The sequence below is a fragment of the Nocardia sp. AB354 genome, from assembly GCF_049538315.1.
GTDB lineage: Bacteria > Actinomycetota > Actinomycetes > Mycobacteriales > Mycobacteriaceae > Nocardia > Nocardia nova.
On record NZ_JBMVFU010000010.1, the window covers coordinates 1 to 15,150 of the forward strand.

A 15,150-nucleotide genomic window follows, 5' to 3' on the forward strand; every position below is an offset into this window, starting at 1 on the left:
CGCCACCTCACAGAACACCTCGCCGTCCACAGGGGAGGAATTGTCGAAATATCGGCCTTCTACCGGGGCGGTCCATTCGCCACCGATGAAGTTGTCGTAGCGGCCGGCGAAGTCGACAATACTGCCGCTCGTTCCGGGCTTCGCGTAGATCATGTTCGCTCCCTTACGGATTCGGTCGTGTCGACAGCCACTATGAATCGCGGGGGTTGGCGAAAGGTTTGACACGAACTCAGCTGCGCAACGCGGTGTGCAGGCGGGCGGTCGCGATCGCCCGGCGGGCGTCGTGCCGCGGCAGCGAACGCAAAGCGTGTTCATGGATTTCGATATCGTCGGCGGCACGCTCCCCGTAGCGCAGAGCGTGTTCGGGATCAGGGCTGGTCAGTACCGCGGTACGGATCCCGACCTCCAGGTACTCCCGCCACTGCACGATGCCGGGGGTCTCGGAACCGGGGAGCAACGGTCCCCGGTACAGCCGGACCGCGGCATCGGTGTCGCCCGTCTTCAGCGCGGTCAACAAGTCCACAGCGTCACACCCGAGCGGCGTCTGCAACCGATAGACGCGATTGGAGATCTCACCCCCGGTGGCCTTACGCAGATGCGATACGTCCGCTTTCAGGGTGCTGGTCACCACTGGTCGATCTCCGTAGACGGCGAAATGCAGCTGCTCGGGGGTCAAGCCGTCGGGCTCGAGCGCCAGCAGCGTCAGGATCTCCAGTTGCCGGGGACGCATCTTGACCTGCCGCCCGTCACGAACCAGGCGTGCGGTCCCCAGACAATGCATCTGTACCCCGGGGGCCGGGGTGGGGCTGCTGTGCAATCGTGCCTCGATGGTGCTCACGAGACTCTGCACGGTCGACATCGCCAAGGGATGGGATCGATCCCAAGTCGAAGACAGGTCGAGCACGCCCAACTGTCTGCCGTCGGCTCCGCGGATCGGGGCGCAGTAGCACACCCAGCCGTGCAGTGCGGCGACAAGATGTTCCGCCGAGAAGACGGTAGTCGCCTGTTGCGTGGTCAGGGCCAGCGACAATGCGTTGGTACCCATGTGCGCTTCGTCCCACCGGCCGCCGGGGGAGAAGTTCACCCGCTCGGCGCGGCGTTGCATAATCGGGCCACCGCAGGACCACAGGATTGTCCCGGTCTCGTCAGTTACGGCCGCGATGTAGCCCGCGTCCTGCGCGATACCGTGAAGTTGGTCGGCCAACTCGGTGACCGGACCACGCAGCGGCGACTCCGCCCAGCGCGCCTCCACATCACTCGTGGTCGGTGCGCTGTCGCGGGCCGGGTCAACTGTCCGCAACGACCGCTGCCATGATTGCGCTACTTCACCGCGAACCGAGGTACTCGATCGGGGCGCGTCGCTGCCGAACGACTGCGGGATCCAACGGGCCCACTCCCGTTCGAGAGCCGCTCTGCGCTGTGAAAGTGTTGCGTACGTCACTTCGCGGACTCCTTGTAACTATCATCACGCTTCCTCACCCATCATGGCACGGGAGCGAAAAGCCCTGATAGGGCCATGGGAGTCGGCGACTGCGCGAAATCTTCATGCCTGCAAACATCTGCACGCCCCACCCCGCTGAGGCGGTTACAGCTTTATCCAGGCGAACGGCCCCGGGGCCTGCACCTCACGAGCCCGCAGCGACCTGCTGCCACCGGAACAGGCCAGCGCGACATGGCGGGAGCGTGGGCCCAACGCGGAGATCGCCGCTGGTCATCGGACTGCTTGACCTGGTGAGAAAGGTGGCGATGCGCTGGGTGGCAGACGAGGCGTTTCGTCCACGCACTCAACCGTCATCGCATGGCCCGGTCCATGGGCTGAGTCGCCGCGGCCGGCGACAACGCCGCTATGGAGAGCTTCTTCAGCCTGCTACAACGCCATGTGTTGGACCGGCAACGGTGGGCCACCCGCGAACAACGACGGATCGCGATCGTCACCTGGATCGAATGTACCGACTACCGCCGCGATGCCGGGCTCGGCTCCTGGTCACGGGTTGGCGTCTGCTGTTTGTTCCGACGTCGTCCCCGCACGAAGTGTGGCCGGAACTTTCCCCGCTACCTCGACCAGTTCTTTCCCCGGTGACACCGACCCGCAACCTTCTGTGTCGCCGGCAGGCGGCATACCGTTGGACGGCTTCGGCAGAGGTAGTGGATCCGTCACGCGCGATCGAGACGCCGCGACGACGCTTACGTGGGCTCGCCAGCAGCCAGTTGAAGGGTTCCGAAAGGGACAATAATTCCGCGACGTCCTGTCGACGTTCTGTAGGTCCCCGGAGAATCGGTGATCGGCTCCTATAGGCAGCCTTATCCACCGGTTCATGCCGTGCCGAATTACTGCTGACCTGCGGTTCAATCCGTTTGCGGCGCCTGTCAACCAACCATCCCGACGACCAGCGAATCGCCTACCAACACATCGATCGCATAGGCCGATGCTACTGATGACCGGTTGGTTTTGTCCGGCGAAGCGGCGCGACCTGCGGGTTCGTGGTTGTTGATGGGTGTTTGCGGTTGCTGTTTGTTGCTGTTCGTGGACCTGTGACGTCCTGTGGACGTCCTGATACAGACGTCGTTTGCCCACGTGCAGTGCTCTTTTCGAGACGTTTCGCGCCGACAGCTGAACCGTCCGTCAGGGTCGATTCGCCGTTTTGACCGCTTTGGCTGGCGCACAATGTTGTGCTACGGATATATGCGCATCTAATCATTAGTTATCGACTGTGTTGCGCGCGTCGTCAACGTGAGGCCGCGCCGTGGGAGCTGATCCGCGATTGGGCCGGTATGTCTCGCTGGTGGCTACCCTCCGAACAAGGTGGACTCCAGGGACCTCAACTGATCAGTTGCGAGTTGGTCGGCGCACGGGAATCGGTACCCCGTACCCGGCGAATGGTGTTGAGCGACGGCGGAGTCGTCGAGGAAACGATCCTCTACCAGAACGACGAAACACGGCGAATGCACTACATCAAGGCCGACAACCAGCACGTCCTGGGATACGTCGCCACCACGTATGTCGACGACCTGGCCGACAGACGTTGCGTGGTACACCTCGCATCGACATTCGACGCGACACCATCAGATGCCAGTTCGGCTGCGGCAGCCTGGTTCGCGGACATCTATCGATCCATGTTCGCGGGATATAGCCGATACTTCACACGACAATCGGCACACTGACATTCCTCGCGAGTGAACTTGCTCGCATCGACAGCGAGCCGGGCGAGCCAGACAGTGAACCGCCCCGGTGAGTCCGGAGAACTACTGATATGACAGCCCGGCGGGTTGCTGGGCTGGTTGTCGAGAGTAGTAGGCGGCCTCCATTTCGGCTGGCGGGATGTCCCCGCAGTAGCGGTAGAGCCGCCGATGGTTGAACCAGTCGACCCATTCGGCGGTCGCGAACTCGACATGGTCGACGCTGCGCCACGGACCGCGTGGCCTGATCAATTCGGTCTTGTAGAGACCGTTGACGGTCTCGGCGAGGGCGCTGTCGTGGGAAGATCCCACCGCCCCGACCGAAGGCTGGATCCCGGCCTCGGCCAGCCGTTCGGAGAAGGCAATCGATGTATATTGCGATCCGCTATCTGTATGGTGCACAACATCTTTCACATCCCAACCCGCTCGTTCACGAGTCCAGATGGCATGCTCGATGGCATCGAGCACCAGCGAGGTCGTCATCGACGTGCCAGTGCGCCAGCCGATGATCCGACGTGCGTAGGCATCGATCACGAACGCCATATAAGCCCACCCAGACCACGTCGACACATACGTCATGTCCGCCACCCATAACCGATTCGGTGCAGGTGGCGCGAAGCGCCGCTGCACCAGATCCGCCGGCCGCGGCGCAGCTGGATCAGGAAAGGTGGTGCGCTTGACCCGGCCTCGCACAGCTCCGCGCAGCCCGAGCTCTCGCATCAGCCGCTCGACCGTGCACCGGGCAACAGCGCAGCCTTCTCGATTGAGTTGCAACCAGACCTTTCTCGCGCCGTAGACTCCGAAGTTCTCGCGGTGAACCCGGCCGATTTCCACCTTCAATTCCGCGTCACGAACATCCCGCTTCGCGGGTATGCGTGTGCGCTGCTCGTAATAGGTTGAGGGGGCCGCTTTTACGCCGAGCTCGCAGAGCGCCGCGCAGATCGACTCGAAACCCCAGGCAAGGCCGCCGCTGTCACGGCGACCTTGGTGTTCGGTGATGAACCGAACGATCAGCGCTGGGGCCGGTCCATCTCGGCGGCGAAGAAAGCCGACGCAGCCTTGAGAATCGCGTTGGCACGCTCAAGTTCTGCGTTCTCGCGCCGCAGCCGCTTCAGCTCCGCCATCTCATCCGAGCTCGTTCCTGCCCGCGTTCCGGTGTCGATCTGGCCCTGGCGCACCCACTTGCGGACTGTTTCGGGTGTCCCGACCCCGAGCAGATCGGCCACCGCTTTCATCGCCGCCCACTCCGACTCGTGCTCGCCCTTGATCTCGGCGAACATCCGCACGGCCCGCACACGCAGCTCCAACGGGTACTTCTTCGAACTCGACACGACTCCATCCTTCACAGAGATTGAAGTCTCCCGACACCCCGGGGCGGTTCACCTAGCATCGATAGCATCAGTTGGGTTGGGTTGGTGCAGGGACCAGGCGGTGGGGGTAAGCAGGCGCATCCGTCGAGACAGCGAGGTGGCGCGATGACGGAATTGGTGCGTTTCCGTTGGCCGATGGAGGCAGCGTGCTCGTCGAGGTGCCTGCGCAACATTGCCAGCGCCGGGAGGATGAGCCGATGACCAGCCGTCCGTCTTTTGCCGCGCGATGTCCATTTCCCGGTGCCGACCAGCATCGGAACCGGAGTCGAGGAGGCGATCACGCAGATCCTGACTCACCGAGAACAGTTCGACCACGCGCAACGCGGCGGCGCATTCTCACTGTCGTCGCGAGCGCCCTGGCGTTGGTGGGCCTTGCCGCTCCGGCCGCCGCGCACACTCCGGTCCTGCTCGGCTCGGACGACACCGTCGACGCCCTCGACACGAGTCCACTCGCCCCTATCGGAACCGTCTCGTTCGCCTTCTACGGCAGAACCAGCGCGGTCGGCGACACACGCGTGGTTCGCATCCAACTCTCCGGAGGCGAGCCCTTCCACGCCCAGCTCCTCATTCCCGATCTGGCCCCCGAGAACGAGCTACCCGTCCCGGAATTGCCCCGACTGTCGATCCTCGGCCCCGACCGAGCCGTGACCACTCTCGATAACACCGCACGCGCCCCCTTCTTCGAACCGTTCACCCAGACCTCGTACCTAACCCTCGCCGACACCGCCTCGGCCGCGCAGGCCGGCACCTATACCCTCGTTGTCACCGGCTCCGCGCCGGCCCGGTTCGTGATTGCCACCGGCGACACCGAACAATTCGGCGCACCACTGGTCAACGCGACCGCCGCCACCCTCGCCGACGTTCAAACCTGGTACCGCACACCTCCCACTCCGGCACCGGCTGATCTCCACCGTCCGTAACGCGTTCCCTGGGGTGCGACCGATCCGGTCAGCAGAATGCTGTGCCGAAAAACGAAGTGCCCTCCCCGGACTGCGCGCCTGGCTGATAGATCACCTCCGCGAGTAGACCCGTGTGTTCAACGGATGTGTCCCCCTCCGGACACCTTTTTATCGGGCATGTGTGCCCTCGATGCCGTGTCCAGGCACTGCCTGGACATGGCTTTTTCTACGGCCGGGCACTGACCGATGAGCTGCTCGCGGAACCGTTCACCGAACTCCGCGAGCCCGGTCTGGAATCGCACCTGGATCGAGACCGTCGAGCAACGGCATTCCGGCCCGTTTGCGGCGCGGGCGGTGTTGCAGGCCCGGACGGATGGCGCGGGCGATGAACCGCCGCATCACCGGAGATCGGAGCTGGGGCTCGGGCGAGCCCGTGCTCACGCCAGTTCGAACGCGCGATCGACCAGCGTCCGATCAGGGCCCGACAGCCGCCGGGACATGACCCCTGGCGGCGCCGCGACGTGAGAGTACTGTCACGAGCAGACATCCTCGGCCAGAGCAGCACCGACATCTCCACCGCGAGGAGAGACCGATCTCATGACCGACATCGATACCAGATCCGAAGCAGTGAACGACGCCGGAGATGGCCGCCGTGCCCACTGACAGCGCCACCGAAACCGTGCGCCTGCACGCACCGGTGGCGCGGGTGCTCGAGACCATCCGCGACCTGCAGAATCAGCCGGAGTGGATTCCAGAGATCCTCGAAGCCGACGTGCTCGAGGTGGACGAGCAGACCGGGCTGCCGGTGACCGCCCGGTTCAAGGCGTCGGCGACGGTCGGCACCGACACCTACACCTTGACCTACCGGCATCGTGACGACGGCATGAGCTGGTCGATGGTGGAAGGCCGATTGCAGACCGGTCAGGAAGGCCGGTACCAGCTCGAAGATGCCGGCCCGGACACCACATCGGTCACCTACCAGTTGACCATCCACCACAACTTGCCGCTACCCGGCTTCATCCGCAAGCGGGTGATCAAAGGGCTGGTGAACAGCACGCTCAACGGTTTACGGAAGCGAGTCGAAGCGTGAATCGGCGGACTGCCCGATAGCCGCCGAGTTGTCTGAAGTTGCTCCACCAACGCGATCGAGTCGTTGAACGCCCACTACCGCCGCCGTGCGCGCCCGTGGGCACTTCCCGACCGAGCAGGCCGCGTTGAAATGCCTGTATCTGGTGACTCGTGACCAACGACTCAGCTGTTTCGCGTACACGGCTCTGTCGGCTCGGTGCTGGCGGGCGTCAGCTACGCCACCAGGGTTCGCGGATATCGTCGCTCCCATCCGGAGTGCAGTTGACGCCGTTGACGACCTGTTCGGCGGTGATATCCCACGCTATGATCCCGTCGCCGGATCGGCCCAACTCGGCAACGCGGGCACGGTGGATACCCGCGCCGGCGTTGACATCGCAGGTCTGCACCGTGCTCCAAGCCCGTCCATCGAGAGCGGCCGCTATCCCGAGCACCGGCAGGATCAGCAAACTCAACAAGAGGGCGCCTGTCCGCGCGAGGTCGGCGGCGCGCTGCAGCGCGGTCTCCGGCCGGTTACCGCTGCGCTTGCCGGTGGTCGAGATACGTCGCCCGGTCCGATATTCGATGACGACTCCCAGTCGCAACGCGTAACCAGCCAGCCCCGCGATCACACCCCACGTGAGGCCGTTGAAGGCGCCGACGATGACACCCAGCCCGATCGGAACGATCGCCGCTTCGGCGGCCGTGACCATCAGCGGCGTCGTAGTGTGCCTGGCAGCTCCCCCACGTGCGGCCGAGTAGGCGTAGGTCACCCGGGACGCCACTATTGCCAGGACGGTCGCGAGCAGCGGCTCTGCCAGGAAAACGCCGATAACGATATCCAACCAGTTCGCCGGGCCCATCGCGCTCAAAGCGTCCCGAGCGGCGTGGCCACCATCGAGGGTCCAGCTCAACTTGAGCACCGGTACCGTCGCCAACACCACGACCACGACCACACGAGCGGACGAAACTCGAGCCCGCTCGCTGCGTTCTGTCGCTTCGGTCACCGATCGCACGATATCTGCCTGAGCCCGCTACTTGTCGTTACTGGATACGCGAGTCCGTGCCTCCGGCGTTCTCGATGCCATCGCAATCCGCCCGGCTTCGTCTTCAATACTCGGCCCGGTACTCCAACGCACCGGCGGTGGAGTACCGGGCCGACCGGACCACCCGCCACAACGAGTGCGTCTATGGACCGAGCTGTACGACTCGGGAAAACGTGCTTTCTAACCGCGCCGTCCTCCGTCATCGGTTGACGAACAGGTCGGCGGCTGGACCCGAGGTCATTGCCAGTGTCCGACAGGTCGTCAGCGACGGCTATCAGACTACGGGCAGTCGCTGTTCACGGTCTTGATCCAAACCTCCGCTGGCCGTGCGTCGATCGTGGGTGACTATGACGTGTTCCACCAGCGGTGCGACAGTGCGGTTGTCGGCGCTACCTCGGCATGCAGTAGCCAGTCCCAATCTGCCCCAACAGGTTCCCGCAAGGGTCCGCCGGCCAGTCGACCTCGTCTACGGTCCCGGAGTCGTTGGCCTCCGATGGCGAGATCGTCGGGCTGTCAGTGGGCATGGTCTCCGTCACCGTAGTAGCCGAGCTGGAGCAGGGTGGTGATCTCGCTGATCAGCGGCATCCGCGGATTGGTGCGGTTGCTCAGGTCCTGGAAGGCGGTCATCGCCAGTTCCGGGAGCGCCGCGAGGAATTCGTCCTCTGGGACGCCGATCTCGCGGAGTGTACGCGGCACTGCCAGCCGCTCGAGTAGGTCTCGCACACCCTGGAACAGTCGGCGGCGGCTCTCCTCGGGTTCATGTCCGCCGAAGACGACCCGGCCGAGCTGGGCGTACTTCTCGGGCGCGACGTAGGCCGAGTAGCCGGGGGCGGGCATGAACTTGGTCGGCAGGCCGGCGTTGTAGCGCAGCGTGTGCGGCAGGAAGACGCCGTTCACGCGGCCGTGGGCGATGCCGAACCGTGCGCCGACGGCGTGCGCCAGAGCGTGGTTGGTGCCGACGAAGGCGTTCGAGAAAGCGAGTCCGGCCAGGGTGGCGGCGTTGGACATATCGGTTCGTGCGGCCAGATCGTGCGGGTCGTCGTAGGCGCGGGGAAGCGCCTCGAAGATCAGCCGCGCGGCCTGCACACAAAAGGCATCGGTATAGGGCGAGGCGAAGATCGAGGCCAGCGCTTCGAGCGCGTGGGTGAGCGCGTCGACGCCGGTGTCGACGGTCAGGGTGCGCGGCATGGAGATGCAGAGCAGCGGGTCCACAATGGCCATGTCGGGCACCAGGGAGTAGTCGACCAGGGTCTCCTTGTGACCGCCCACGGTCAGTACCGCCGCGGGCGAGACTTCCGAACCGGTGCCCGCGGTGGTCGGCACCGCCACCAGCCGCACCATGTGCGGGCTCTGGGGATAGTCGGCCATGCGCTTGCGGGGATCGAGGAACGGCAGCGTGAGGTCCGCGAGATTCGTCTCGGGGTGCTCGTAGAACAGGCGGATCGCCTTCGCGGCGTCGATCACCGATCCACCGCCCGCGGCGATGAGCACATCGGGCCCGAACCCCTCGAGCATCGCGACGCCGCGGCGGATGGTGGCCTCGCCCGGCTCCGGCTCGACCTCGCTGAAAATCTTGACGTGCTGAGCGCGCAGCTTGCCCCGGAACTCCTCGACCACGCCGCGCTGTTCGCTCAGCGCGTCAGTGACGATCACGACGCTGTCGCACTCGACGTCGCGCAGGTTCTCCAGCGCGCCCGCGTTGAAGAACGTGTTGGACGGAACCCGGAACCACTGCGGTGGGCTGCGCCGGTAGGACACCGTCTTGATGTTCAACAGCTGTTCGTAGTTGACGTTCTCGGTGGTGCCCGAGCCGCCCCAGGTGCCACAGCCGAGGGAGAAGGTCGGGGTGAGGTTGTTGTAGATCCCGCCGAGCGCTCCCACCGCCGTAGGCGCGTTGACCAGGATGCGCCCGGTGCGCACGGCCATGCTGTAGGCGTCGACGACCGCCGGGTCGTGCGCATAGATGGCCGAGGTGTGTCCCAGGCCGCCGTGTTCGGTGACCAGGACGGCGGCGTCGATGCCGTGTCGGACGTCGCGGGCGCGCACCAGCCCGAGCACGGGCATCAGCTTCTCGCGCACCAGCGGATGCTCGGCGAGCCGGTCGAGATCCGCGGGCAGCGGAGCGAGCAGCACCTTGATCGACGGGTCCACAGTGAATCCCGCGCTGGCGGCCAGGTCGGGCGCCGGACGGCCGACGGCCTCGAGATTGGCCTTCTCGCCGCACCCGAAGGCGAAATCGGCGAGCGACTCGGCCTGCTCGGCGGTGATCAGTTGTGCGCCCATCCGTTCGAATTCGGCGACGGTCTCGTCGTAGATCGCGTCGTCGATGATGCAGGTCTGCTCGGCGGGGCAGATCACCGACGCGTCGAAGGTCTTGGAGATGAGGATGTCGACGACGGCGGCCTTGATGTCGGCCGTTCGATGCAGGTAGATGGGCGCGTTGCCGGGCCCGACGCTGAGCGTGGGCTTTCCGGCCGCGTTGGCCAGAGCGACGATCTTCTGGCCGCCGGTCACCCAGATGAAGTCGACCCCGGGGTGTTCGAACAGATAATGGGTCACCTCATGGGCGGCGTCGGGGACGACCTGCAACGCGCCCGCGGGCATGCCCGCCGCCTCGGCCGCAGCGCGCAGGATCTCGACGGTGCGCTCGCATGATCGGACGGCGAACGGCGAGGGCCGGAATAGGACCGCGTTGCGCGTCTTCGCCGCCACGATCGCCTTGTACAGCACGGTGGAGGTCGGATTGGTAACCGGGGTTATGGCCAGTACCACGCCGATCGGTTCTGCGACCCGCTTGATGCTGCGCTCGACATCCTCGCCGATGACTCCGACGGACTTCTTGTCACGCAGGTAGTCGTAGAGGAACTCGGTGGCGATGTAGTTCTTCACGACCTTGTCCTCGAAGACGCCGAAGCCGGTTTCCTCGATAGCGACCCGCGCCAGTTCGGCGGCCGACCGGATGCCGGCGCGCGCCATCGCCGCCACGATCGCGTCGACCTGCTGCTGGTCGAGTTCGCGGAATGCCTCCGCCGCGACGGACGCGGCGTCGACCATCGCGTCCACCTCGTGGTACCGGGAGATGCCGGTGTCGCCCGGTGCGATGGCGTCGGCGGTGGCAGTTTCACCGCTGCGATGGACGGCTTGGGAGGCTGGGCCGCTCCGGGTATCGGTCATGAGATCTCCTCGCGTGGAGATGCCGGAGTCCTCGGTATCAGAGGCGCGTGTTCGCGACAGTACTCCCGCTCGGCGGCGTTGACTGCGGTCTTTGTGCCCTGCTATCGGCAATGCCGCGCCGCGACGGCACCCACGTGAGCGGGTGGCCTCGTCGGCGGTAGCGGATCACCCCGCTGAATCGCGATCCGGCCGCCCGCCGAACATTCAACCTCGCGATCGCGGGAACCGGCTGCGGCTGGGCCGAGGCCGCACCACGATCGCTCGTCGCATCCCGACCGGTTGTTTGCTCGTCTTCGTGACCTTCTGCAACCGCCGCCCCTCCTCCCCACCGACGCCCCCCGCTCGGAGGTGACCGGGCAGCTCGGTGAGCAGTTCGGTGTTGATGCTGCCGAACAGCCGCTCCACCTTCCCACGGCCCTGGGGCCGGGCCACGGCCGAGTGCACGATCGCGAACTTCGAATCGGCCGCGACCTGGGCAAGGTGGTCGCTGATGAAGTCGCTGCCGTGGTCGACGTAGAGCATCTCGGGGATCCCGCACATCGGCCAGGCCGGATCGGATTTGGTCCAGATCGCCTGCCGCAAGGCGAGGGGCGTGTTCAACGCCGATGGCGCGCCTAGATTCACGGTGTAGCCGGGCACCGCGCGAGAGCAGTCGTCGAGCACCACGGTCAGCCACAGGCGCCGGTGCTTGCCGGCCTCGACGATGAGGATATCGAGCTAAGTGTGACCGGGATCAGCGACGAAGACGCACTCTCGCAAGACGGCACCGACGATCACATCCGCACGTCCTGGGAGGCGCAGATGTCCGAGGCATTCTGGTACCGCGAGTATCGACGCCCAGCTTCCTGATAAGCATCGTTGCGAGTTGTTTGGGCTCGCTGTCACCTCATCGTGCGGCAGCCCCCTTCGGTGCCGAAGGATACGGTCTCGGCGATCGCTGACAGGGTGTCGCGGATAGTTCGGGCGTTTGGGTTTTGCTATCGGGAAGGGGGCCCTAGGAGAGGGAGGACGATCGTGCATGTCGGTGGGGTGGCGTGGGCGGGGTCGAGTGCGTCGAGTACTTCGTGTATCGCCACTGGATCCGATGTCAGCTCGTTGTGTTCGGTGAAGTCGGTCGGGCAAAGATCTTGTAGTACAACGTTGTGCACGTTGGGGCCGTCGAGAAGGCCTGTGGTGTAGGGGGTGGCGATCTGGTCGTAGCGGGTGACGATCATGGTGCACGGGATCGCCGGTGTGGCACCGGGGTTCGGTTCGAGGTCTTGCAGGAACGGTGCCCCGGGTGACAGCTGACACGGTCCGCAGTGACGGGTGGCCGCCGCGCCGCTCCCGGTGGATTCCACCAGCGGCTGCACACCGGCGAGACCGCTGACCGTCGATCCGTGCAGGGGGGCGGCCAGTGCGACGTAACGGCCGATTTTCGATGCCCCGCCGAGTCGGCTCAGGTAGTAGTAGGCCACCGCCCCGCCTATCGAATGACTTACCAAGTCAACCTGTTTCGCCCCCGTGGCGGCCTCGACCCGATCTATGAAGTTGCCGATCTGTGTGGCGCTGTCCTGCACGGGAGCGGTGGCGCCGATCGGGCCCAGCCCCTCGGATCCGTAGGTGGTGGTGTACACGCAGTAGCCGGCGTCGGCCAACACTGGCGACAGTGTATTCCAGCTGATGGTGTCGTTCGACAATCCGTGGAGCAGCACAACGGGATTCGGATGTGCTGCGGTCGGCCGGCACGATCGATCGTTGGCCCCAGGAGGCGATTGCCCCGGTCCGGTCAACTCGGCCTGCACACCACCCAGATAGCTGTAGGAGGGGGCGGGATCGGGTACATGATCGTCGGCCACGGCTGGACCGGCTGTTGTCACGAGCACCGTAGCAGCCAGCGTGGCAACGGATATCACTCGTCGCATCGACGCACTCCTTCGTTTGTATAGCCGGTCAGCAGTCCTTCCGCCCCCGCCGCGGAAGGAATGACCGACCGGCCGGTCATAATGTAGCATCGGGATACGCTGGCGGCAGCCTGAGAGAGGAGAGCGGTCATGGCCCGACCCTCGGAGCCCGGTCGTAGGGCGCTGTTGGACGCCGGTTCTGTGGTGGCCGAGCGTGCGGGACTGCGGGGGCTATCGGTCAACGCTGTGGTTGCGGCGGCGGGAATGTCCAAAGGCAGCTTCTATCACCATTTTTCGGACCGACGTAGTTACATGATCGCCCTGCACCGCCGCTACCACGATGTTCTGGCCGAAGCGATCCTCGCCGAAATCGGCGATCTCGCCCCGGGTTTTTCCCGTCTTGCCGCTGGCGTCACTTCGTATCTGGATGCATGTTTGCGGACGCGCGGTACGAAAGCCTTTCTTGCTCAGTCGCGTACCGACACCGACTTGCTCGATGAGGTCCATGCGCGCAATCGAGCAGTGGCTGCAGTCATCGAGCCGGATCTACGGGCTATCGGGTGGGACGATCCTGCGGCCGTGGCGCACCTGGTCGTCGCGATGGTCGCCGAAATCGCTTTGGCCGAACTGTATGCCGATGAGCCGCAGCCGACTCTGCGTTCAGCGGTGATCGGCCTTATCAACAGGGAGTAGGCGCAGCTCGCGCAACACCGACCGGCAACACCGCCGACTTCGTGCTGTCCTCGGTCTCGAACGGTATGGCTCAGGGGGAGCCGTCGCCGCCCCTTCGGGCACGTCTGCACCGGCCAGTCTGTAACTGCGTCCGCTGCGGGTTTTCGCGTAGGCGACGAGTTTGGGTTCGGGGCTCCTCGGGTCGTGTGGTCATGCGGTGCGGGTCGAGCGCTACGCCGGCGAGTTCGAGATCGTGCGCAGGGCGAAGGAGTCGCACATCGCTTGACCGGCCTTTCGGAGGCTGCCTCATCCCCAGTGATTCCGCGACGTCCTGTCGACGTCCTGAGGTCCGAGTGAATCGGCGACCCGACTGAATCCGATTGTTCCGGCCGTATCGAGAATCCCGTTGAACTGCGGATTTGCGATTCGTCAGAACCGAGAAGAACGGGCCGAACGAGGAACTGCTCCAGCCTATTTGCGTATCGATCGCATGGAGTCGATGCTACTGATGACCGGTTGGTTTTGTCCGGCGAAGCGGCGCGACCTGCGGGTTCGTGGTTGTTGGTCCGAATCGAGGGGTAGGGGCCGTGACGTCCGGGGGCATTCATCGATCGGTTCCGCATCACTCGTCCGCCGGCTGTCTGTGAGCAACGCGTGCAGCCCATGCGGGGAGTCGCGCTCGATCAGCAAACTCGCCAGCTTCACGTCACGGTGCAGCACTCCGTGCGCGTGTGTGTAGTCCAGCGCTTCTGCGGCATCGGCGATCAGCTCGATGACGAGCCCAACCTCCAGGCCGCGCGGAGAAGCGACGAGTTCGGATGATCAAGGCGCGCCGCCGAATACACCTGTTACCGTGCAGAGGCGGTGGCCATGGGCAACTCCATGGTCGCGAGTCGCGGAGGGCTGTGAACACCATAGGGCTCCATCCGGCACAAGGTGGGTGGAACCGTGGGCGGACTTCGACAAGACTGGCCCTGTGCACTACGTCGGCCGAGTTCCTGCGCCGCCGTTGGATCAGTTCGTCGATGATATCTACTGTCTGACGGGGGTACCGCGGCACCGACGGATGAATGTGCCGTCGATGCCATCGGCGCATTTGTTTCTCAACCTGGCTGGACCGATTCGGCTGTGGGATCCGGATTCCTCGGCGGTGCCCGCCCTGTTCGTCAATGGATGGTTCATGGGCGTGTGGACCAGGCGGTTCGTGGTCGAGTATCCCGACCGGGTGCGGGTTGGGGGGGTGCATTTCAAGCCGTGGGGACTTTCGCCGTTCATCGGTATGCCCGCGACTGAGCTGCGGGACCGATGGGTGCCGGTCGACGCTGTCTGGCAACGGTCGGTGGAGCGAATCCGAAATCAGGTCGGTGACGGCGCATCTGTTGACGAGATGCTGGGGGTAGTGGAGCGGGAGTTGCGTTCGCGGTTGCCCGAGGACCGGCCCCGAGGCCTCGACCTGGTCCGGCACGCGGGCACGAGGTTGATGGCCTCGCGCGGCACCGTGTCGGTCGGTGCGTTGACCGACGCGATGGGTGTGAGCGGCAATCACCTTGCCGCACAGTTCAAGTCACATGTCGGGATCACCCCGAAGCCTATGGCGCGGATCTACCGATTCGCGCGGCTCATCGTGTCCGTCGACGCCGAGCACCCAGTCGACTGGGCGGAGGTGGCGCACTCGGCGGGCTACTTCGACCAGGCGCATTTCAGTCGTGAGTTCAAGGCCTTCACCGGCCGTACCCCGACCGAATACTTGGCCCTGCGTCGCCGGTTCCCTGTCGATCGGGGCTTTCCGCCCGATCTCGGACCGATGCCCGCCGATTGATTTTTTACAAGCCGCACCGCGCTGGGCTCGACAAGATCGGATAAG

At 64.9% G+C, this 15,150-nt stretch carries 12 protein-coding genes and 3 pseudogenes; 8 read left to right on the forward strand and 7 right to left on the reverse strand.

What is annotated here, in order from left to right; genetic code table 11:
• Both ACPCUW_RS16130 and ACPCUW_RS16135 read right to left on the reverse strand, forming a co-directional pair.
• Nucleotides 1-153: pseudogene (locus ACPCUW_RS16130) on the reverse strand (aldehyde dehydrogenase); the annotation flags it as partial.
• A 76-nt stretch (nucleotides 154-229) separates the two neighbouring features.
• Nucleotides 230-1,441 carry a transcriptional regulator gene (locus ACPCUW_RS16135; protein ID WP_423425664.1) on the reverse strand — a complete coding sequence of 404 codons (1,212 nt, stop codon included), beginning with the start codon at nucleotides 1,439-1,441 and terminating at the stop codon, nucleotides 230-232.
• A 324-nt stretch (nucleotides 1,442-1,765) separates the two neighbouring features.
• Between ACPCUW_RS16135 and ACPCUW_RS16140 the strand changes: the two are divergent.
• Both ACPCUW_RS16140 and ACPCUW_RS16145 read left to right on the forward strand, forming a co-directional pair.
• Nucleotides 1,766-1,963: pseudogene (locus ACPCUW_RS16140) on the forward strand (IS3 family transposase); the annotation flags it as partial.
• A 707-nt stretch (nucleotides 1,964-2,670) separates the two neighbouring features.
• Entirely contained in the window at nucleotides 2,671-3,162 is a 492-nt protein-coding gene (locus ACPCUW_RS16145) for an SRPBCC family protein (protein ID WP_423425666.1), read from the forward strand.
• A gap of 81 nt (nucleotides 3,163-3,243) precedes the next feature.
• Here ACPCUW_RS16145 and ACPCUW_RS16150 read toward each other — a convergent pair.
• Nucleotides 3,244-4,508 (reverse strand): IS3 family transposase gene (locus ACPCUW_RS16150; RefSeq protein WP_423425667.1). Its coding sequence is split into 2 segments (ribosomal slippage): nucleotides 3,244-4,199 and nucleotides 4,199-4,508, totalling 1,266 coding nucleotides; the frame shifts between segments, so codons are not numbered across the junction.
• A gap of 404 nt (nucleotides 4,509-4,912) precedes the next feature.
• On the opposite strand from ACPCUW_RS16150, the gene ACPCUW_RS16155 reads away from it, so the two are divergent.
• From ACPCUW_RS16155 to ACPCUW_RS16165, 3 genes and pseudogenes are all read left to right on the forward strand, one after another.
• A complete protein-coding gene (locus ACPCUW_RS16155) occupies nucleotides 4,913-5,467 on the forward strand; it encodes a hypothetical protein (protein WP_423425669.1) in 555 nt (184 codons plus the stop codon).
• A gap of 622 nt (nucleotides 5,468-6,089) precedes the next feature.
• Entirely contained in the window at nucleotides 6,090-6,536 is a 447-nt protein-coding gene (locus ACPCUW_RS16160) for an SRPBCC family protein (RefSeq protein WP_423425670.1), read from the forward strand.
• Nucleotides 6,537-6,575: 39 nt separating this feature from the next.
• Nucleotides 6,576-6,687 (forward strand): annotated as a pseudogene (locus ACPCUW_RS16165) (transposase); the annotation flags it as partial.
• Between the two features lie 57 nt (nucleotides 6,688-6,744).
• On the opposite strand, the gene ACPCUW_RS16170 reads toward ACPCUW_RS16165, so the two are convergent.
• From ACPCUW_RS16170 to ACPCUW_RS16180, 3 genes are all read right to left on the reverse strand, one after another.
• Nucleotides 6,745-7,518, reverse strand: coding sequence for a hypothetical protein (locus ACPCUW_RS16170; RefSeq protein ID WP_423425672.1), 774 nt, complete (start codon nucleotides 7,516-7,518; stop codon nucleotides 6,745-6,747).
• A 552-nt stretch (nucleotides 7,519-8,070) separates the two neighbouring features.
• Nucleotides 8,071-10,731 (reverse strand): bifunctional acetaldehyde-CoA/alcohol dehydrogenase, encoded by a 2,661-nt coding sequence (gene adhE, locus ACPCUW_RS16175; protein WP_423425673.1) that lies wholly within the window; start codon nucleotides 10,729-10,731, stop codon nucleotides 8,071-8,073.
• 204 nt (nucleotides 10,732-10,935) lie between these two features.
• The gene (locus ACPCUW_RS16180) at nucleotides 10,936-11,442 is read right to left on the reverse strand and encodes a hypothetical protein (RefSeq protein ID WP_423425922.1); all 507 of its coding nucleotides are present in this window, start codon (nucleotides 11,440-11,442) and stop codon (nucleotides 10,936-10,938) included.
• Nucleotides 11,443-11,454: 12 nt separating this feature from the next.
• On the opposite strand from ACPCUW_RS16180, the gene ACPCUW_RS16185 reads away from it, so the two are divergent.
• Entirely contained in the window at nucleotides 11,455-11,580 is a 126-nt protein-coding gene (locus ACPCUW_RS16185) for a hypothetical protein (RefSeq protein ID WP_423425675.1), read from the forward strand.
• Nucleotides 11,581-11,708: 128 nt separating this feature from the next.
• Here the strand turns inward: ACPCUW_RS16185 and ACPCUW_RS16190 are convergent, their stop codons facing one another.
• The gene (locus ACPCUW_RS16190) at nucleotides 11,709-12,635 is read right to left on the reverse strand and encodes an esterase/lipase family protein (RefSeq protein ID WP_423425677.1); all 927 of its coding nucleotides are present in this window, start codon (nucleotides 12,633-12,635) and stop codon (nucleotides 11,709-11,711) included.
• A gap of 129 nt (nucleotides 12,636-12,764) precedes the next feature.
• On the opposite strand from ACPCUW_RS16190, the gene ACPCUW_RS16195 reads away from it, so the two are divergent.
• Together ACPCUW_RS16195 and ACPCUW_RS16200 are read left to right on the forward strand one after the other, a co-directional pair.
• Entirely contained in the window at nucleotides 12,765-13,307 is a 543-nt protein-coding gene (locus ACPCUW_RS16195; protein ID WP_030518910.1) for a TetR/AcrR family transcriptional regulator, read from the forward strand.
• A 955-nt stretch (nucleotides 13,308-14,262) separates the two neighbouring features.
• Nucleotides 14,263-15,105, forward strand: a complete 843-nt coding sequence (locus ACPCUW_RS16200) for a helix-turn-helix domain-containing protein (protein WP_423425679.1) — start codon at nucleotides 14,263-14,265, stop codon at nucleotides 15,103-15,105.
• Nucleotides 15,106-15,150: the final 45 nt, after the last annotated feature.